This window comes from Tateyamaria sp. GN1-10, assembly GCF_055693845.1.
Map to the genome: position 1 here is coordinate 2,511,167 of NZ_JBVFUR010000004.1, position 18,760 is coordinate 2,529,926.

The following is an 18,760-nucleotide window of genomic DNA, read 5'->3' on the forward strand; positions in this document are numbered from 1 at the left end:
TCAATTTCCCCTGAGGCGCGGGTTGAGAACAAAATACATGACGTCCGCAAACAGATTCATGAAGATGAACCCCACAGCGGTGACAAGCACGATGCCCTGCACAACGGCGTAGTCACGGTTGAATACCGCATCGACGACAAGCTTGCCAAAGCCCGGAATGGTAAAGATCTGCTCGGTGAGAACGGCCCCCGCTACCAGCTCCCCAAACAAAAGCGCGGTTAGTGTTACGATGGGCGTGAGCGCGTTGCGCAGGGCATGTTTGAGGATGACGACACGTTCGGCCAACCCTTTGGCGCGCGCCGTGCGCACGTAGTCTGCACTGAGCACACCGATCATCGAGGATCGGGTGTGCCGCATCAAGGTCGCTGCCAGCGCCGTGCCGAGCACAAAGGCCGGCATCAGCATCGTGCGGATCGATTGCCAGAGATCCTCTGACGGCGGCACGTAGCCGGAGGCGGGCAACAACTGCCATTTCACCGACACCAGCAGGATCAGCATGATCCCCAGCCAGAAGTTTGGAATGGACAAGCCGGAGAGCGCCACGACGTTGGCGACATAATCCGTCGCCGTGCCCTTTTTGACCGCGGATAGGATGCCCGCTGGAATGCCGATCACAAGGGCAAAGACCATCGACATCAGGGCCAGTTGAATTGTCACGGGCAGCTTTTGTGCCATCAGCTCGGTGACGGGCTGATTGGTTCGCAGCGACACGCCCAGATCCCCCTGAAGGGCGTTGCCCACCCAGGCTAGATATTGCACCGGGATTGGATCATTGAGGCGGTACTTTTCGCGCAACGCCTCCAGCACGGCCGGATCACGCTCTTCTCCGGCCAGCACTAGAAGAGGATCGCCCGGCAACAGATGTTGCAACCCAAAGACCATGATCGAGATGATCACAATCGTGGGAATGGCAATCAGGATGCGTCGCAGCAGGAACAGCAGCATGTCAAAACCTCAGCAGCAAAGAACCCGCACCACCCGCAGGGGCAGCGCGGGCAGGTCATGATCACTCTTCCCAGGTCACGTTCTCCAGGCGGATCATGCCGTCAGGATAGGGTGTGAAACCCTTCATGTTGCTGTTGTACGCCCAGATCCAGTTGACGTGATACAGAAACACCCGGTTCAGATCATCGAGCAGAATGGTCATGGCTTCATCGTAGAGCGCTTTGCGCTCTTCGGTGCTGCCAGCCACGCGGGCGGCGTCCATCAATTCGTCCATCTTAGGGTCAGAATACTTGGAGTCGTTGATCCCGCCATTGGTGGTCACGAACGGGTGGTTGTTCCCGTCCGGATCAACACGACCCGACCAGCCGATCTGGCTTGCGGTGTAGTCGCCAGCGGACTGGTCTGCCAGCAGCGTCGCGAACTCTTTGGAGGTCAGCTTGATGTCGATCCCGGCCTCAGCAGCCATGGCTTGAACCACCTGCATGACTGCAAGCGGCTCGGTGGAATTGGGCACCTGAACTTCCAGCTCCAGACCATCGGCAAAGCCCGCTTCTGCCAGGAGTGCCTTCGCTTTTTCGATATCGCGGGCTTCTAACGGCAAGGACTGATTGTACCAGGGTGAAGTCGATGGGAACGGTTGGTTGCCAGGTGCAAATGCACCCTCGAAGACCACTTGGTTCAGCGCCTCGCGGTCAATCGCGTAGCTTAGCGCCTGACGCAGACGCTTGTCGTTACCCCATGGGTTGTCGCCGCGGGGCCCGTTATTGATGTTGAAGGTGATCGCCTGGTAACCGAGTGATACCGCGCTATCGACGATGATGTCGGGATCGTCGTTGGCTTGTGTCAGGTCCGTCGCGTTCAAGCGCTCCAGCATGTCGATGTCGCCCGCTTGCAGGTTCGCAAGACGCACCGTGGTGTCGGGGATCGGCAGGAAGGTGATGCTGTCAAAGTGGATCGCCTCAGCGTTCCAATAGTCGGCGAACTTGGTCAGAACGATCTTGTCCTGCGCCACACGCTCCGTGAAGCTAAACGCGCCCGAGCAGACAGGGTTCAACCCGAAATCCGTCCCAGCAGCGGCCGACGCGGTAGGTGAGACCATCATGCCTGCGCGGTCGGCCAATTGCGCCATAAGCGTTGCGTCGGGTCCGGCGAGATTGAGCACAATTTCATAGTCACTCGTGACTTCGGTCGAGGTGATCGAGGCCAGCTCGGATTTGCGTCGCGACTCGTCCATTGTCTGCGACCGGTCGATATTGGCGGCCACCGCTTCGGCGTTGAACGGCGTACCATCATGGAACACAACTCCTTCACGCAGCTGCATTGTGATTGCTGTGCCATCCTCCGACGTGCTCCAGGAGGTGGCCAACTGCGGGATGATTTCGAGGTCGGGTGTGATGTCCACCAGCTTGTCGCACAGCGAGGCGTAGACAATCCGCCCTACAAATGTGCGCGATTGGTCGGGGTCCAGCACGTCTGCGTCCGATTGCAACGCGATCCGCAGATCCTTGGCAAGCGCCGGGCTGGCAGTGAGCGCGGTTGCGCCAACCAATGCAGTGATAATGGCCTTTTTCATCTGTGACATCTTCAAATCCTCTCTGTTCATGGCTGATCCTGTTTTGCATTGTGCGTGACGGCGCCGCCTTCTGTCGCCGCGCGGTAGAGCGCGAAACGTGCCTCGGCAGTCTTGGATTTCTGTGTTGCTGTTGATGGGCGGGGCCGCCGTTGCAACGTGTCTGCGAAATGGCAGGCTACCTGATGGGATACGTCCTGTGCGGCACTCAGATGCGGTGTTTGCGTTTTGCAAAGCGCCTGCGCGTGTGGGCAGCGCGTGTGGAACCGGCAGCCCGGCGGCGGATCCGATGGGCTGGGCATTTCGCCGTGAACCGTCGCACTATGATCCGTCACTGGCCCGTCCATCGACGGAATTGCGGCCAAAAGAGCTTGCGTGTAGGGGTGTTTGGGCTCCTTAAAGACATCCTCGGTCTTGCCAATCTCGACAATCCGGCCCAGATACATAACGGCGACGCGATCGCTCATGTGCCGGATCACGCCCAAATCATGTGCGATGATCACAAGGGTCAGCCCAAGGTCGCGGGACAGATCGCCCAAAAGATTGATCACTTGCGCCTGCACCGAAACGTCCAGCGCCGAAACCGGCTCATCCCCGATGATGAGCTTCGGCCCTGAGGCCAGCGCGCGCGCGATGCCGATCCGTTGACGCTGGCCGCCACTGAATTCGTGAGGATACCTATCTGCGTGTTCGGCGCGCAATCCAACTTGGCGCAGCAGCTCGGCCACCTTGGCGCGACGGTCCTGTGCGGACAGCGCGGGCGCATGAATTTCCAGAGGCTCCGCCACAAGCTTGGCGACCGTCATCCGCGGATTCAGAGAGGAGAAGGGATCCTGAAAAATGAACTGCATGTCGCAGCGCAGCGTCTTCAGCTCTTCGCCCTGAATCGTACTAACCTGTCGTCCGTCGAACAGCACATCGCCGGAGGTTGGTGTCAAAAGCCGCATCAGCAGGCGTGCGAGCGTCGATTTTCCACAACCGCTCTCACCCACAATCGCGAAGGTCTCTCCGCGCCGCACTTCAAGTGAGACACCGTCGACCGCCTGCACAACCGGCGTTTGAGATAACCAGCCAGAACCCGTTCCGAAATGCTTCACGACATCGATAGCCTCAAGGATGACGTCGCGGTTCACCGGTTCACCTCAATGTGTTCTTCAAGAGGCGCGAAGTGGCATGCGACGTGGTGCTGCGGGGCAATCTCCGAGAGCGTGGGTCGCTGCGCACATGTCACCGCTGCGAAGGCGCAGCGGGTTCGGAAACGGCACCCTTCGGGCATATTCGCGATCGTCGGAACCGTGCCCGGAACGATCGCCAATCGCTCGCCCGGACGGTGCAGCCCGGGCATCGCGCTCATGAGACCAATCGTGTAGGGATGCTGCGGGTTGTCAAAAACCTCTCTCACGGGCCCTTGCTCAACCACCTGACCGCCGTACATGACCGCTATTCGATCGGCGATCTCTGCAACAACACCAAGATCATGGGTGATCATGATGGTGCTCATCCTGGTCGCATCGCGCAGGTCCCTGATCAGGTCGAGGATTTGCGCCTGTATCGTCACATCAAGCGCAGTTGTCGGCTCATCCGCGATAAGAACCTGAGGATCGTTGGCCAGAGCCATCGCGATCATGACCCGTTGACGCATACCGCCGGACAATTGGTGTGGATACTCGAATAGCCGCTGAGAAGGGTTGGCAATGCCGACGCGTTGCAGCATGTCTTCCGCACGGGCACGCGCTTCCGGGCGCGTGGCGCCACTGTGTTGAACGATCGCCTCGCATATCTGATCCCCGATGCGAAAGGCCGGGTTTAGGGATGTCATGGGTTCCTGAAAAATCATCGCGATGCGACTGCCACGCATGGCGCGCGGCAAAGTACCGCGCGTGAGATCGAAGATGTCTTCTCCAACCTTCAGATTTCCCGATGAAATTATCGAGGAGTCTTGCGGAAGCAGCCCCATGAGAGCCATCGCAGTGACGCTCTTGCCGCAACCAGACTCGCCGACAATGCAAAGCACTTCACCCGATTTGGCCTCTAGGGATACGTGATCCACGACGTCATTTGATTGTCCGCGGAAGCGCAAGGCCAAGCTGGTCAACTCCATGGCACAACCATTAGGTGGCTCATGTAATCCGGTCTGACAATCTTGCTTAACTTGTGACACTGCTTGGTTCCGTGACAAAGAACGTATGAAAATACGAACCAATTTAAGATTGGTATCGGGCCTTAAGCGTGTCAAACTGTCAATACCAAACCGGCTGGGTCAGCCCGTTGAGCCGCTAAGGGCAACATTCAGTGCATATGGATCAGGCAAAAGGCGCCGCAGACGATCGGGAGGCCGTTCTGCTCTTGGATTGAACACAGCAGTGGGGGGCCGCAGTAGGCCTGTACTCGTGTTTGCGACCGAAATGGTTCGCTATGTTGCGCACTTGCGCCTGGAGTGTCTCAATTCGAGAGTGCCAAGCCTTGCGAACCGAACCGACGCCAGATGATCACGCATAAGCGCCAGACGAATACGTCAGTTCGTAGCTGTGCTGTACAGTTCGTGCCTATCCACATGTTTCCGGGCCACAGAATTGGGCTTTTTCAAATAGCGTTTCTAAGCCTGGTGGGCTCATGTTGAGCGCCTGATGCGGGGCCTGGTGTGATTGAGTTACTTTCTGTGATGGATGACGATCTAAGCCCGCTCGGTTGTGGTGAATCATTTGGCATTCAGAACTTCCCGGCGAAGTGTCCCATTGAACCGCTCATTGCATCCATTCTCCCAGGGTGGTCCAGGATAGATGCGGATAGACTTGATGCCAACCCGCCGGAGCCAACCCTGCATTGTTCCAGCAGCGAACTCAGGCCTGTTGTTTGATTGGACGTACTCTGGCGAACCTTGCTTCAGCAGTAACGGATAGAGCTCTTCGAGAACGTTGTCAGCTCTGAACCCATCTCCGGCATTGATGTTTCTCGCTACGCGCGCAGCATGAATATCGCCGCATGTGCTCAATGCATAGCGCTGCTTGGCAGCGTAAAGAGCGGCCGTCGGAGCAAGGCGCGCACCTAAGGTGCGCACTCGGATATCAAGCGACGGCATTCGCCACCGTTTTCGACACGCCTTTGTAGTGGCGCTCTACAGCCTTACCAAGCGAGACAAGGTAGCCGTTAGTCGTCACGAGCGTCTTGTCGACATTCTTCCAGCCTGAGGCATCGGTGCTCGCCGCCCATGTCGCGATCTTGGCCGCATCCACAGCCGTTTCGAATGCGTTGATCCATTTTTCCAGATTCTTCAGGCCTTTGTCGTTCATCAGGTCGTCGAGTGTCTTTTTCGTATCTTTATGAAAGCTCTTGTAATTGGGCAGTTTTGCGACACAATCTTTGACCATCGTGATCAGCGTGCCGACCTCGGTCTTGATCTTGTTCACATCTTGGGCCACCTCTTTCGGCAGCTTCTTTGCAAGCGACTCCGCCTTCTCCAGCAGCTTGTTCAAACGTTTGCTCAGCGTGTGCGCCTTCTGCTCATATTCGACCATCCGGCCCTCGTAGAACCTAAGCTCTTTCTGCATTTGCTTGCCCGTTTTGCCGCAATAGCCCGTGATGCTCGCGGCGAATGACTTCAGCACATCTGCCTTCTTGCCCTTGCCGCCCGCCATCTTGTCTGACAGCGCGTTCACGCCGGTTTCGATCCGCTCCTGTACCTTTTCCAGCTTTCGGAAGATGAGATACAGTTCATTGGCCGTTGAGACCGCATCCTTGAGCGTACCCTGTACAGCAAAGACGATTCCAACCGGCCCTGCTGTGACGACTTTGATCGCATTGATGGCAACGCCTACACCACGCAGGGCGAAGTCGACCCTGACCTTTATCCTGAACTTCTTGTAAGCGGTCTTTAACTTGACGTAATCGTCCCAACCCTTTTTTGAGGCCGCATCCATTTTGGACACATAAGCATTCGACACTGTGTTCAGCTGCTTTTCCAGAGCGGCAGGAAAAGCCTTCAGAGTTTTGACGGCCAGAATGTCGCCTCTATCCGTGATGGCCTGACGCTTTGCCGCGACAACCTTGTCGTATTCCTGAGTGATCTTCGACATCTCAGCAATCATCTTGTTGAACAAGAGCTCACAAGGATTTCGTATCTTTTTGATCAGAAGCGGGTCAGCCTTAATCTCTTTGAAGACCTTGTCGGGAAACGTCGCCGTATAGTCAAAAGAGATTTTCGGCGCATTCAGCAGTTGCGTTTTCTTGTGCTTTTGAGTGACCTTCCAAATGTCGGGGTGACTAATGATGCTCCAAGTTGCCATCGACCTATCCTTTGCCATTGAAATTGCGCGTTCCGTCCCGACAACACGGGCGCAGGCGCACTTGTTCATTTCACCGCAAAGAAATCGGACGCAGACGCTCCTAAGCTTTAGGATCGACGCTACCAAAAATACCAGAATCGGGAGTCTCAGAAATTCAAAAGACTAAGTAACTAATTTTACTTTTCTTGAGCCAGATGAAGCCAATACTGCCGAAGACTTAATGGATGGCGCGCCGGTCAGGAAACGGTGATAGGACTTTCTGCGCGACCGAAGAGATCGATAGTGCTTTCTATCGAGACCCGGTTTTGTCGTTTTCGCAGGTGTGAAGTTGCCGAATTAATGTGCCACGATCACGGTTTGCGGTTCTCTGGAAAGCGCTCATGCCTGTGCGCCGTGAGGGTTTATTCTGCTGAGATGCATGAAGCCCTCAGCCGATTGATCAGATTCAACTACTGCGGTTCAACAATGAATCACGTACTTCTGTGTTGGATCTGGGAACACTGTGAACAGTAAAGAACTCACATGCCATCAAGATAGGACACAAGCAGATCGGGCAAGTCACTGAATGCCGCGAATGCGACGTCATGTGGGATCAAGGAGATCGGCTGCTTTCTATATCCCTCACTGAACAGAAAAAATGGGATCGAAGCGCGTCTGGCGGTTTCTGCATCGATCTCGCTGTCACCAACATAGATCAAAGGACCATCGCCAAGCTCTTCGCAGACAGCAAGAAGAGCCGCTGGATCAGGCTTGCGGCCCAGTGGATTGTCTCCTCCTGACACGGCCTCAAAAAAGTCGACCAACCTCAGATGCTGCAGAACAGCCATTGCGGGGCGATAGAGCTTGTTGGTGCAAACCCCTAGGCGGTAGTCGCGAGACAGGCTGGTCAGAGCTTTCAGAACACCTGGATAGGTGACAGTCAGGCCGACGGCGTCATCGTAACGCGCGACCACGTCACTCAGCAATTCATCCTGCAAGCTGTCGGGCAACCCAACTGCGGCGCGCATCTTTTCGACAAAGACGGTAACCCCTTCGCCAATGAAGTCATGTGTCTGCGCAAGCGAGATCGGATCCGTACCAAAACGCGCCAAAGCCGCGTTGGCGATACCGCGAATATCTGGTGCACTGTCGATCAACGTGCCGTCGAGATCAAAGACGATACGGGCGCTCATGGCCGGCGTACCACGTAGTCCGGCACAATCCCGGAGCGCGCGATAGCGCGCGGGACATCGTGGCCGGCAAAGAAACCGTAGTCGAAGATCAGGGCCAAGGCGATGCCTGCCGTCTGCGCCCCGAGGATATCTGTGTGCAAGCTATCATCGACCATCAGGGCGCGCGCTCGGTCGACGGGTCCAATCCGTTTGAACGCCAAATCGAAGATGTTGGTAAAAGGCTTGCCGAAGAATTTCGGGACGACCTTGGTTCGGTCGGCCAGACGGTTAGCAAAATGGCCGGGTTCGGTGGAAAACCCTTTCTCTCTCGGGGCCACGATATCCGGGTTGCCCACCAGGACCGGACGCATGCGCTTTGCGAGCGCGTCTTCGAGAAGGGCCTGCCGAGCGTCGGTCCAGGCCGCCGAGCCGATCAGCAAGAACCCGTCGACCGTGTCGTATAGTGCGGGGTTTTCCTCAAGGTAGGTGAGGCTGAGCCCTTCAAGGTCTTGCAACCCGATGCTGCGCGTGGCCATCAGCCCCCAATGCATGCCACGCTCCCCGTTCATTTCGGCAAGCAGCGTCGCGCGGCTGGTGATGACGTCCTCCGGCGCGAAATCATAGTCGAGGCGGGTGTATTTCTTAATTAGCGTGGCATGGGGAGACCTCGCGGCGTTCGAGACCACAAGCACACGTTTGCCCGCAGCCTTCAGGTCCATGATCCTTTGTGACGTGCCGGAAATGGCCGTCTCACCGATATTGAGCACGCCAAAAGCGTCGAGGAAGAACACGTCGAAGTCATCCGCGACATCGGCAAGTGTCTCCACCGTTTTGTAGGTCCTGCTATCGGTGGAAATTGGTGGCAGCCGATGCCGGGCAGCCTCATAGGCATGAAACGCCTCTTCTACCGAGATCGCGGTCAAATTATGGCTCCGCGGACTTTGGCCGACACCCATTCGCTGATGACAACAGCGGCGAGAATGACGATCAGGATCAGGCTGACTTGCGGCCAGGCCAACACGTTTAGCGAGGCCGAAAGCTGCAAACCGATGCCGCCCGCCCCAACCAGCCCCAGCACGGTGGATTCGCGGATGTTGATGTCCCAGCGGAACACGGCGATTCCGGCAAACGCAGGCAGGATCTGGGGCACGATCCCGTAGGCCATGACCTGCCAGCGGCTGGCACCCGTAGCTGTAATCGCCTCGACCTGGGTGTGATCGATTTCCTCAATCGCCTCGTAGAGCAGCTTTGCACAGAACCCGATGGAGCGGATCGCAATTGCAATCACACCTGCAAAGACGCCGGGGCCAATGATTGCGATCAGCAAGAGCGCCCAGATGAGCGAATTGATGGAGCGTGTGGACACAATGATCAGCAGCGCGATGGGCCGGATAATGAGCGCCGAAGGCGTCGTGTTGCGCGCGGCCAGAAAGGCCACTGGGACGGCAAGGCAGAGCGCAATCATCGTGCCGAGGGTCGCGATGTTCAGCGTATCCCAGATTGGACGGCCAAGCTGCGTAATATATTCCCATCGCGGCGGTGTCGCACGTGTCCAGATATCGTTTGCGATGCGCGGGGCGTCCCAGACAAAAAACCAAGTCGTCGAGGCAGAAATGATCTGCCAGCAATAGACAAAGACAGCCACGCCCAAGAGCCAACCAAACCAACGGATCAGGCTTTCGCCCGTCGTCCGCCGACGCCAGACCCGCGCATCCTCGCGTTCCAGAACCGGCATTACTGAACCCTCGCCCTGATGATGCCTGACAGATATTCAAGCGCCATGACAATCACGATGATCATGATCAGAATGGCAGCTGCAGTGTCATACTCGTAGCGGTCAAAGGCGGTATTGAGCGTGGCCCCGATGCCGCCCGCGCCCACGAGACCCAGGATCGCGCTTTCGCGGAAATTGATGTCGATCCGGTACATCGAAAGACCCACAAGGCGCGGCATGACCTGCGGCTGAACCCCGTAGTTGATCCACTGCGTCCAGCGCGCGCCGGAGGCCTTTATGGCCTCCGCCTGCACTTTGTCCATGGCCTCGATGTCTTCGGCCAAAAGCTTGGAAAGGAAACCAATGGTGGCAAAAGACAAGGTCAGAAAGCCCGCGAGTGGGCCAAAGCCAAAGATCGCTACCAGCAGGATGGCCACGATAATTTCTTGAAGCGCACGACTGATGGCGACGATACCCCGGCAGACCACGTAAACCGGAAGAGGGGCGATGTTGCGCGCCGCACCAAGGCCGATGGGGATCGAAATCAGGATGCCAACAACCGAGGCTGCAACCGTCATGACGATGCTCTCCAGCAGCCCCTCCCAGATGTCAGTCCAGCGCGAGGTGAAATCCGGGCTGGTGAAGGCGAGCACGAATTGCCAGCCTCGGTCGAGGCCGTCGTAGACGCGGCCCCAGTCGACCTCGATCGTCGACACAGCAGCAATCAGATAGGCAATAAAACCGATGATCAGCGTCCAGCGCAGCCAGGCGCGTTTGACGAATGGCGGCTTTTTCCAGCCTCGTCCCAGCATCTGGTCGAGGGTTATGTCGCTCATTCTGCCGCCTCGATCTCGTCATCCTCGACCTTCTCAATGGTCGCTTCCCAGTCTTCCTCGCCATAAATCTCAGTCAGCTTGTCGGGGGTCAGCCCGTTCGGGACACCGTCATAAACGATCTCGCCCAAGCGCAGGCCAACGACGCGGGGTACAAACATCTGGGCAAGAGCCACGTCGTGGATGTTGATAATGGCAGTAAGGCCACGTTCTCGGCACAGCTCGGTGATCAGGCGCATAATCTGGCGGCTGGTCTTAGGATCGAGCGATGCGGTGGGTTCATCCACCAGGAGAAGCTTCGGGTTTTGAATGAGGGCCCGGCAGATACCAACACGCTGGCGCTGACCGCCAGAGAGCTCGTCTGCGCGCTTGTCCGCCATATTCAGCAGACCAACACGGTCCAGCAGGCGAAACGCCTCGTCGACGTCCGATTGTGGATAACGACGAAGGAAGCTACGCCAGAACCCGACATAACCCAGTCGACCCGACAACACGTTTTCCATCACTGTCAGGCGTTCAACGAGGGCGTATTCCTGAAAGATCATACCCATCTCGCGGCGCGCCTTGCGCAGTGCGCCCGCACCGAGTTTGGTCAAGTCCACATCCTCTAGCAGGACCGCACCGCTTGACGGTTCTACCAAGCGGTTGACGCAGCGGATCATCGTGGACTTGCCTGCCCCGGAGGGACCGATCAACGCCAGAACCTGGCCTTTGGGGACGTCGAGATCAATCGCCTTCAACGCCTGGTCGCCCGTTTTATATGTTTTGGTAAGCTTTTGAAGGCGCAGCATGAATTGCCCCAGATAAGGGTGGTTGGCGGGCCGGTATGGCCCGCCATATCAAGTATGGATCACTCGCAGGCGTAGGAAACGCCGTTGGCCGTATCGATCTTGCGGATGACTTCCCAGAATTCCTGATAGGTCATTTCCAGGAACTGGCCCTCGTTCGATTTCTCGAACTCGGCCTGCAGCGTGGTGCCTTCCCACTCGAAGTTGAAGAAAGCATTGCGGATCTTGTCCTGCAATTCCGGCTTCAGGTTGTAGACCGTCCCAAAGCCCGTGGTGGGGAAGGTTTGCGATTTGTAGATTGTGACCACGTCGTCTTCGCTGATCACGTCGCGGCTGATCATGCGGGACTTTACCGAGTTCGCGATCGAAGCCGCCATGTAGTCCTTGTTGGCCACACCGAGGATCGAGTTGTCGTGTTTGCCCGAGAAGACGGGCTCGAAGTCCCGCTCGGGCAACATGTCGAAATCACCCTTCAGGATCGCTGACGGGGCCTTGAAGCCTGAGTTCGAGGTGGGCGATGTAAATGCAAGCTGCTTGCCCTTGATATCCTCGACCGCCTCGATACCGGAGTCAGGATAGGTGATGATCTCCATCTCATAGCCGAAATTGCCATCCTTGGAGGCCATGATGGTGAAGGGACGGAAGCCCGCACAGTTCACAGCCAGCGGGTTGGAGCCGGTGTTGAAACCCGCAATGTGCAGACGGCCCGAACGCATCGCCTCTATCTGAGCTGCGTTATTCTGGACAGGGAAGAACACGACGTCCTTGCCGGTTTCCGCCTCAAGATGTTCAAGGAAATCTGACCAGGCCGTTTTGTAAACCGCGGGATCTTCAACCGGCGTATAGGCAAAGATCAATGTGTCGGGATCCAGTTGGTCCGCCGCATCGGTGGGGATGTCTGCGATCAGGTCGCCATCCGCGTCACAAAAGCGCGCGTCCAGATCACCACGTGGGCAGTCCTGCGCAGATGCCGTACCGCCCAGTGACATGAGCGCAATGGCAGATGCGCCGAGCAGTAGTTTGATATCCAGTTTCATATTGTCCTCCCTAGGATGCGACACTTTCAGCCGCGTTTGATTTTTGTGTTTCGTCCGCGGCATCAATTTCCACTCCCGCGGCGACAAGGGCGCCGAGAAGCGCGCAGGTTGGTTTTGTATTGACCACAATAGACTGAAGTTCTGACAGGTCACCCACTTGCGCCAATCCTTTGCGCCCAAATTTCTCGGAATCAATCAAAAGATGCCGTGATGCTGCGCGCTGCAGCATCATGCGCTTGACCGCCGCAAATCCCCGCACCGTCTCGGACAGCCCTTCTTCGGAAAACCCCGACGAGCCGATCATGCAGCGATCCACATTGAACCGGCCTAGAAATTCCAACGTCTCAGTTCCGATGACAGCCGATTCCGCTGCCAAGTAGTCGCCCGGGCATAGCAGGACCTGTGCCGCGCCATGGCCAAGAGTCATAGCTACCGGAATGGAGTTTGTGATCACCGTGCACGGCGTTCCTCTATATGCCAATGCGCGCGCCATCTCGATAGTGGTCGAACCGGCATCGATCATCAACGTTTCGCCGTCCCGCACCAGTTCGGCTGCACGCCGGCCTATGTTCTCGCGCTCATCAATGCGCGCATTGGCGCGTTCATCGAGGCCGGGATAGTGCCCTTGAGCTGGTGCGGAGGCGCCGCCATGTGCTCGCGCGATGAGGCCATCATCAGACAACGCGCCTAAATCACGGCGAACAGTCTCGGTTGAAACGTTGAAGCGTCCGGCAAGTTCGTTGATCCGCACATGCGGGCGCAACTTGAGTTCGAGGAGGATTTGCCGTCGTCGCTCGGTTTTTTTAAACCGGGCCTTTTCCTTACGCTTGTCCTTTGGTTCCGGCATATAGCAACAAATCCCCTGCCCTTCCAAAATGTGACCTTTCCGTCGCCGGTGCAATTAATTTGTTGCTTAGGCCACAAATTAATGCAACGTTTTTGAAAAGATTGGCAAAAACCCGGAACTCAGTATGCGAATGCAGCACTTACGGGACATCCCAAAAACAAAGCGCCCATGATTTTTTTGGCCGCCCAACTCGCGGCGGCGGTCGCCTTGCTGCTTTGGTCCGTAAACCTGATCCGAACTGGTGTTGAACGGGCCTTCATGCCAGAGTTAAAACGGTGGCTACGCGCCCTCTCCGGCAGCCCTATCTCAGCTGCATCGGGTGGCATTGTGTCCGCGATGGTGGTGCAAAGCGCTACTGCCGTTGCCTTGATCGGGGCTGGTTTCGCCGTCTCCGGTATGTTGGCAGTCCCTGCCGCACTGGCTCTGATCCTTGGGGCCGATCTGGGCTCCGCACTTATGGCGCAGGTGTTGTTCCTGCCCGTGCAGGCTGCCGTTCCATTCGCTTTGCTGGCCGGCATCCTAACGTTTTTTAGGGCACGTCAGCGCAAGACCAAACAAGTTGGACGCATTCTGATCGGCTTTGCGCTTGTACTGATGTCACTGCAGATGATCCGTATGGCAACAACTCCAATCGGCGAAAGCGAGATCGTGCAATCGATCGCTGCGTATCTTCATGGTGATCTGGTTAGTGCCTTTGTAATAGCGGCTATACTGGCATGGGTGATGCATTCCAGCCTTGCCGCAGTTTTGACCTTTGCCTCCTTTGCTGCGACTGGGCTTGTATCTCCCGCCGTTGCGGCGGCGCTGGTGATCGGCGCAAACTTGGGCGGTGCGGTCATCCCCCTTGTCTTGCTGTCAGGTGCCGAACGGCCTGCGCGCATTGTGGCTATCGGCAATCTTGCTGCGCGAGGTGGGGTAACGCTCGCGTTTCTTGCAGCGCTGGTTCTGGGTGCGTTCCAGCCACTCATTGGGCTCGTTCCCGCCGGCCAATTGGCTATTATGAGTCATATTTTGCTGAACTTTATCATGCTTTTGGTCGCGCTTCCTTGCGTCAGTATGCTGATCCGCTTGGGCGAGGCTCTGGTGCCTGCGCGATCCGACACCACCGCGGACACGGTCAGTGCGCTAGACACCACTACGCTGGATCACGCGCCTTTGGCCTTGGCCTGTGCGCAACGCGAATTGCTGAGCATGGCCGAAACTGTTCAAACGATCCTTGTCCCAGTGATGAAACAGTTTCGAAGCTGGAACCCAGACATGGCGCGGCAAATCGACCTTTGCGAAGACAAGATTGACCAGATGCACTTCGGGACCAAAATCTACATCTCGCACCTACGAGAACGTGATCTCACCGAGGCGGAGCAGAAAAAAACACTCGAAATCGTCGCAACGGCAAACAGCCTTGAGGAAGCAGGCGATCGTATCGCCGTCAATCTGGCTGCATTGGCACGAAATATGCACGATAGCGCTCTGTCTTTTTCGGATGAAGGCCTGCAAGACCTTGAGCATTTCCACGATCAAGTTGTCACCAACGGTCAACTTGCGCTTCAGGTGCTTACCACCGGCGATGCTGAAGCGGCCCGGCAGTTGGTTGCTGAAAAGGATCGTATCCGTGTCGAGGAACTAAGGTTGCAAGAACGGCATTTGAAGCGCCTGCAACTTGGCAAAACGGCGAGCATCGAGACAACCAACATCCATCAAGACGTGTTGCGCCTGCTGAAACAGGTGAACGCCGCTCTCAGCTACGTTGCCTATCCGATTGCCGAGGAAACCGGCGACCTTCTGGGCAGCCGGTTGGCACACCGCAGGCGCGTTGGAGGTCTGGCATGAGCGCAACGCGTAATGACGCCGAAGAGATCGCGGCCCTGCCTTTGCGATGGGAGAGGAAAAACAGATTGCGTGTCCTGATGGTCACCTCCCGCGACCGGGGGCGCTGGATCATGCCCAAGGGCTGGACAATGGATGGCAAAAAGCCGTGGCAGGCCGCCAAGATCGAAGCCCTAGAGGAAGCTGGCGCTGTCGGCTTTGTATCGGATCAGCCGATTGGCAACTATCACTACATGAAAGAACTTGCGAAAGGGCAGTCCGTTCTCTGCCGGGTGACGGTCTATCCGATGATCGTTGATAAGTTGAAATGTCGCTGGAAAGAACGCGAGGAACGCAAGAGACACTGGTTTTCGCTCAAGGAGGCTGCAAAGCTGGTCGAAGAAAAAGAATTGATGACAATGCTACAGGATCTGGCTCAGACCCCGGACATCCTGACAGCACTGGAAGACCTACGCCCGGCCGCATGAGCCGGGATTAATTAAAGCCGGGCAAACCGGATGACTTGATCCAATGGGAGGACAACAATGAAAAAACTGACACTGACAGCGGCAAGCTCGCTGATCACGCTGGCCGCATCAATGGGTGCCGCACAGGCTGACAAGCTGACGTTTTATTGCTCGGCACAGGAAGACTGGTGCCAGCTCATGGCGCGGAGCTTTGAGGATGCCACGGGTATCGACGTCAACATGACGCGCAAGTCGTCGGGCGAGACCTTTGCGCAGATCCGCGCGGAATCGTCGAATCCAAAGGGAGATGTCTGGTGGGGTGGCACCGGCGACCCACACCTCCAGGCGGCCGAAGAAGGCCTGACCATGGAATATGTCTCGCCCATGCGCGACCAGTTGCATGACTGGGCGATTTCTCAAGCCGAAAGTGCCGGCGACAAGACCATCGGTATCTATTCGGGCGCTTTGGGCTACGGCTATAATGCCGACCTTCTCGCAGCGAATAATCTTCCGGAGCCCGCCTGCTGGAAAGACCTTCTGCAGCCCGAATACAAAGGGCACGTACAGATGGCCAACCCGAACTCGTCTGGCACGGCCTACACCACTCTGGCCTCTATGGTGCAGATCTTTGGCGAGGATGACGGGTTCGAATTCATGAAGGGCTTGCACGCCAACATCAACCAATACACCAAGTCCGGTTCTGCTCCGATCAAGGCCGCGGGCCGCGGTGAAAACACTGTTGGCATCGTATTCATGCATGACGCAGTGAAACAGGCTGTGTCGGGTTTCCCGATCAAGGTTGTCGCGCCTTGCGAAGGTACCGGGTATGAGATCGGCTCCATGTCGATCATCGACGGTGCGCGGAACGAGGAGGAAGCCAAGAAGTTCTATGACTGGGCTCTCAGCACCGACGCGCAGAACCTTGCCCTACAGGTGAACGCCTTCCAGGTGCCCTCGAACAAGGGCGCAGAAACCTCTGAAAGCGCACCGGATATGTCGACGATCAAGCTGATCGACTACGACTTCAAGAAATACGGATCGTCGGACGAGCGCAAACGCCTGCTGCAGAAATGGGACGAAGAGGTCTCGGTCCTGCCGCAGTAAGTGAGCGACACCACAACAAAAACGACCCATCCGGCTCTGATCTTCTGGATCATCGCTGGGTGGGTCGGCTTCTGCCTTCTGCCATGGTATATGGTAGAGGACGGCCTCTGGTCGTTCGAATGGCTGTTTGACGGCTACCCGTTTGACGCCGATTACGCGCCCGGACTGTTCCTGACCGTACAGGGCGAAAAGCTGTGGCTTGCACCGCTTCTGATCCCGCTAACCTTGCCGCTCTTGGCTCTCAGTCGTCCGAAGTCCGACCCATTCTACGCCAAGATACTGATCCTTGCAGGTACGCTCGGCTTTGGTTGGTTGATTTTCCAGGGTTTTTCAATCGGCATCCGTGGGTTCAATTTCGAATGGCAGGAGGCCCTGTTCGGAGACCTCAAGATCTCGCCAATTCGGCATGGGCTACGGCGCCATGATATGTGCCTCCGCCTTCCTGTTTGTGTTAACTCAAGGCATCGCTGCACGGGGTGCGATCAACGGCGATGTCTTTGTCGTCAGTGCCATTGGCGGGATCATCACCATCGTCACCGTCTTCGTATTTTTCCCAATTGCCAAGATGCTCTTCGCTGCATTCGTGACCGAAGATGGAGCATATTCCGCATCGGTCTTTGCGTCGAAATTCTTCGACGAGCGGCTATGGAGCTTGGGCTGTTTCTGGGGCGCGCGGTGCGGGGCGGCGTGGAATTCACTAATTCTTGCCATCCTTGTGGGCCTCATAACCACAGCTCTTGGCCTCTGCTTCGCGCTTGTGGTGACCCGCTCGGGCTTCCGCTACAAACGCGCGTTGCGAGCGCTAACGGTCCTGCCGATCATAACTCCGCCCTTCGTAATTGGTCTGGCACTGATCCTGCTCTTTGGTCTGTCTGGCTCGGTCACCGTGTTCTTCGCCGACCTTTTCGGCACCCAACCCACCCGCTGGCTTTACGGCATGCCAGGGGTGCTGATAGCCCAGACACTTGCCTTCACGCCCATTGCCTTTCTGGTACTCATCGGCGTGGTCGAGGGGGTGTCACCCTCCATGGAGGAAGCCGCGCAAACGCTGCGCGCGAACCGGTGGCAGACATTCCGAACCGTATCGCTGCCGCTGATGCGCCCAGGTCTCGCAAATGCCTTCCTGCTGGGTTTCATCGAAAGCATGGCCGATTTTGGTAACCCGCTGGTTCTGGGCGGCAATTTTGACGTGCTCTCGACCGAAATTTTCTTTGCCATTGTGGGCGCGCAATATGATCAGGGCCGCGCGGCGGTTCTGGCCATGGTCTTGCTGTTTTTCACACTATCGGCCTTCTACGCACAGCGCGCCTGGCTCGGGAAGAAGAGCTACACCACAGTGACGGGCAAAGGCGACGCAGGTGTGCATCCCCTGATGCCAGCAGGCCTTTCAGTGCCGGTTCTGCTGATTGCGCTGTTCTGGGCTGTCTTCACGGTCATCGTTTACGGCATGATCATCTATGGCAGCGTGGTGGAGCTTTGGGGCGTCAACAACACCCTGACCTTCAAGCACTATGTCACGGCCTTCTCCGTCCGCATCGAGGCGGAGGGTATCCGCTGGACAGGGGCCGCCTGGGATAGTTTCTGGACGACGATCACCATTGCCGCGCTTGCAGCGCCTCTAACCGCCGCGGTGGGTTTGGTAACCGCCTATCTGCTGACCCGCCAGAGTTTCGCAGGCAAGGACACCTTCGAGTTCGGCACGATGCTCAGCTTTGCCATTCCGGGCACCGTGATCGGCGTCAGCTACATCCTCGCCTTCAACGTGCCCCCGATCGAGATCACCGGCACCGGGGTCATTCTTGTGGTCAGCTTCATCTTTCGAAACATGCCGGTGGGGGTCAGGGCCGGCATCGCCAGCATGTCCCAGCTGGACAAATCGCTTGATGAATCCTCTCTCACGCTCGGAGCCAATTCCTGGCAGACCTTCCGCCGGATCATCTTGCCGCTCTTGCGCCCAGCCATCCTTGCTGCTTTGGTCTATAGTTTCGTGCGCGCCATGACCGCGATTTCGGCGGTGATCTTCTTGGTCTCAGCGGAATATGACATGGCCACCAGCTATATCATCGGCCGGGTCGAAAATAACGATTACGGCCTTGCAATCGCCTACTCCACGACGCTGATCTTCGTGATGCTGTCTGTTGTCGCCTGCATGCAGTTCATTGTTGGGCGGACACAGATCGGACGGCGCATGACCCAATCGCGCACCAATGTGTAA

The 18,760-nt window shown here is 57.0% G+C and carries 16 protein-coding genes and 1 pseudogene; 4 read left to right on the forward strand and 13 right to left on the reverse strand.

The genetic code is table 11. The annotated features are described in order from the left end of the window. From ACZ1HN_RS14325 to ACZ1HN_RS14385, 13 genes are all read right to left on the reverse strand, one after another. Nucleotides 1-945 (reverse strand): ABC transporter permease, encoded by a 945-nt coding sequence (locus ACZ1HN_RS14325; RefSeq protein WP_472727988.1) that lies wholly within the window; start codon nucleotides 943-945, stop codon nucleotides 1-3. A 61-nt stretch (nucleotides 946-1,006) separates the two neighbouring features. After that, the gene (locus ACZ1HN_RS14330; protein ID WP_472727989.1) at nucleotides 1,007-2,527 is read right to left on the reverse strand and encodes an ABC transporter substrate-binding protein; all 1,521 of its coding nucleotides are present in this window, start codon (nucleotides 2,525-2,527) and stop codon (nucleotides 1,007-1,009) included. Between the two features lie 17 nt (nucleotides 2,528-2,544). Next, nucleotides 2,545-3,648, reverse strand: coding sequence for an ABC transporter ATP-binding protein (locus ACZ1HN_RS14335; protein ID WP_472727990.1), 1,104 nt, complete (start codon nucleotides 3,646-3,648; stop codon nucleotides 2,545-2,547). Further along, nucleotides 3,645-4,751, reverse strand: coding sequence for an ABC transporter ATP-binding protein (locus ACZ1HN_RS14340; RefSeq protein WP_472727991.1), 1,107 nt, complete (start codon nucleotides 4,749-4,751; stop codon nucleotides 3,645-3,647). Before ACZ1HN_RS14340 ends, ACZ1HN_RS14335 begins: the two co-directional genes overlap by 4 nt. A gap of 462 nt (nucleotides 4,752-5,213) precedes the next feature. After that, nucleotides 5,214-5,594: an integrase core domain-containing protein gene (locus ACZ1HN_RS14345; RefSeq protein WP_472727992.1), complete on the reverse strand. Its 381-nt coding sequence runs from the start codon at nucleotides 5,592-5,594 to the stop codon at nucleotides 5,214-5,216. Continuing rightward, nucleotides 5,581-6,798, reverse strand: coding sequence for a hypothetical protein (locus ACZ1HN_RS14350; protein WP_472727993.1), 1,218 nt, complete (start codon nucleotides 6,796-6,798; stop codon nucleotides 5,581-5,583). Before ACZ1HN_RS14350 ends, ACZ1HN_RS14345 begins: the two co-directional genes overlap by 14 nt. A gap of 518 nt (nucleotides 6,799-7,316) precedes the next feature. Beyond that, nucleotides 7,317-7,970 (reverse strand): HAD-IA family hydrolase, encoded by a 654-nt coding sequence (locus ACZ1HN_RS14355; RefSeq protein ID WP_472727994.1) that lies wholly within the window; start codon nucleotides 7,968-7,970, stop codon nucleotides 7,317-7,319. Next, nucleotides 7,967-8,872, reverse strand: coding sequence for an HAD-IIA family hydrolase (locus tag ACZ1HN_RS14360; RefSeq protein WP_472727995.1), 906 nt, complete (start codon nucleotides 8,870-8,872; stop codon nucleotides 7,967-7,969). Before ACZ1HN_RS14360 ends, ACZ1HN_RS14355 begins: the two co-directional genes overlap by 4 nt. Then, nucleotides 8,869-9,684, reverse strand: coding sequence for a phosphonate ABC transporter, permease protein PhnE (phnE, locus tag ACZ1HN_RS14365; RefSeq protein ID WP_299196832.1), 816 nt, complete (start codon nucleotides 9,682-9,684; stop codon nucleotides 8,869-8,871). The genes ACZ1HN_RS14360 and phnE (ACZ1HN_RS14365) overlap by 4 nt, the downstream gene beginning before the upstream one ends. Beyond that, a complete protein-coding gene (gene phnE, locus ACZ1HN_RS14370; RefSeq protein ID WP_299699992.1) occupies nucleotides 9,684-10,499 on the reverse strand; it encodes a phosphonate ABC transporter, permease protein PhnE in 816 nt (271 codons plus the stop codon). The genes phnE (ACZ1HN_RS14365) and phnE (ACZ1HN_RS14370) overlap by 1 nt, the downstream gene beginning before the upstream one ends. Next, complete coding sequence (gene phnC, locus ACZ1HN_RS14375) at nucleotides 10,496-11,287, reverse strand: phosphonate ABC transporter ATP-binding protein (protein ID WP_472727996.1); 792 nt, start codon at nucleotides 11,285-11,287, stop codon at nucleotides 10,496-10,498. Before phnC ends, phnE (ACZ1HN_RS14370) begins: the two co-directional genes overlap by 4 nt. Nucleotides 11,288-11,346: 59 nt before the next feature. Next, nucleotides 11,347-12,321 carry a phosphate/phosphite/phosphonate ABC transporter substrate-binding protein gene (gene phnD, locus ACZ1HN_RS14380; protein ID WP_299699989.1) on the reverse strand — a complete coding sequence of 325 codons (975 nt, stop codon included), beginning with the start codon at nucleotides 12,319-12,321 and terminating at the stop codon, nucleotides 11,347-11,349. A gap of 10 nt (nucleotides 12,322-12,331) precedes the next feature. Further along, on the reverse strand, nucleotides 12,332-13,168 hold the full coding sequence (locus ACZ1HN_RS14385; protein ID WP_472727997.1) for a DeoR/GlpR family DNA-binding transcription regulator: 837 nt from the start codon (nucleotides 13,166-13,168) through the stop codon (nucleotides 12,332-12,334). A gap of 168 nt (nucleotides 13,169-13,336) precedes the next feature. Here ACZ1HN_RS14385 and ACZ1HN_RS14390 point away from each other — a divergent pair, with 168 nt between their 5' ends. The 4 genes and pseudogenes from ACZ1HN_RS14390 to ACZ1HN_RS14405 all read left to right on the forward strand — a co-directional run bounded on the left by ACZ1HN_RS14390 (nucleotide 13,337) and on the right by ACZ1HN_RS14405 (nucleotide 18,760). After that, nucleotides 13,337-14,998, forward strand: coding sequence for a Na/Pi cotransporter family protein (locus tag ACZ1HN_RS14390; protein WP_472727998.1), 1,662 nt, complete (start codon nucleotides 13,337-13,339; stop codon nucleotides 14,996-14,998). Continuing rightward, nucleotides 14,995-15,462 (forward strand): NUDIX hydrolase, encoded by a 468-nt coding sequence (locus tag ACZ1HN_RS14395; RefSeq protein ID WP_472727999.1) that lies wholly within the window; start codon nucleotides 14,995-14,997, stop codon nucleotides 15,460-15,462. Before ACZ1HN_RS14390 ends, ACZ1HN_RS14395 begins: the two co-directional genes overlap by 4 nt. Nucleotides 15,463-15,519: 57 nt before the next feature. Beyond that, nucleotides 15,520-16,545 carry an ABC transporter substrate-binding protein gene (locus ACZ1HN_RS14400; RefSeq protein ID WP_299196867.1) on the forward strand — a complete coding sequence of 342 codons (1,026 nt, stop codon included), beginning with the start codon at nucleotides 15,520-15,522 and terminating at the stop codon, nucleotides 16,543-16,545. Next, nucleotides 16,546-18,760 (forward strand): annotated as a pseudogene (locus ACZ1HN_RS14405) (ABC transporter permease).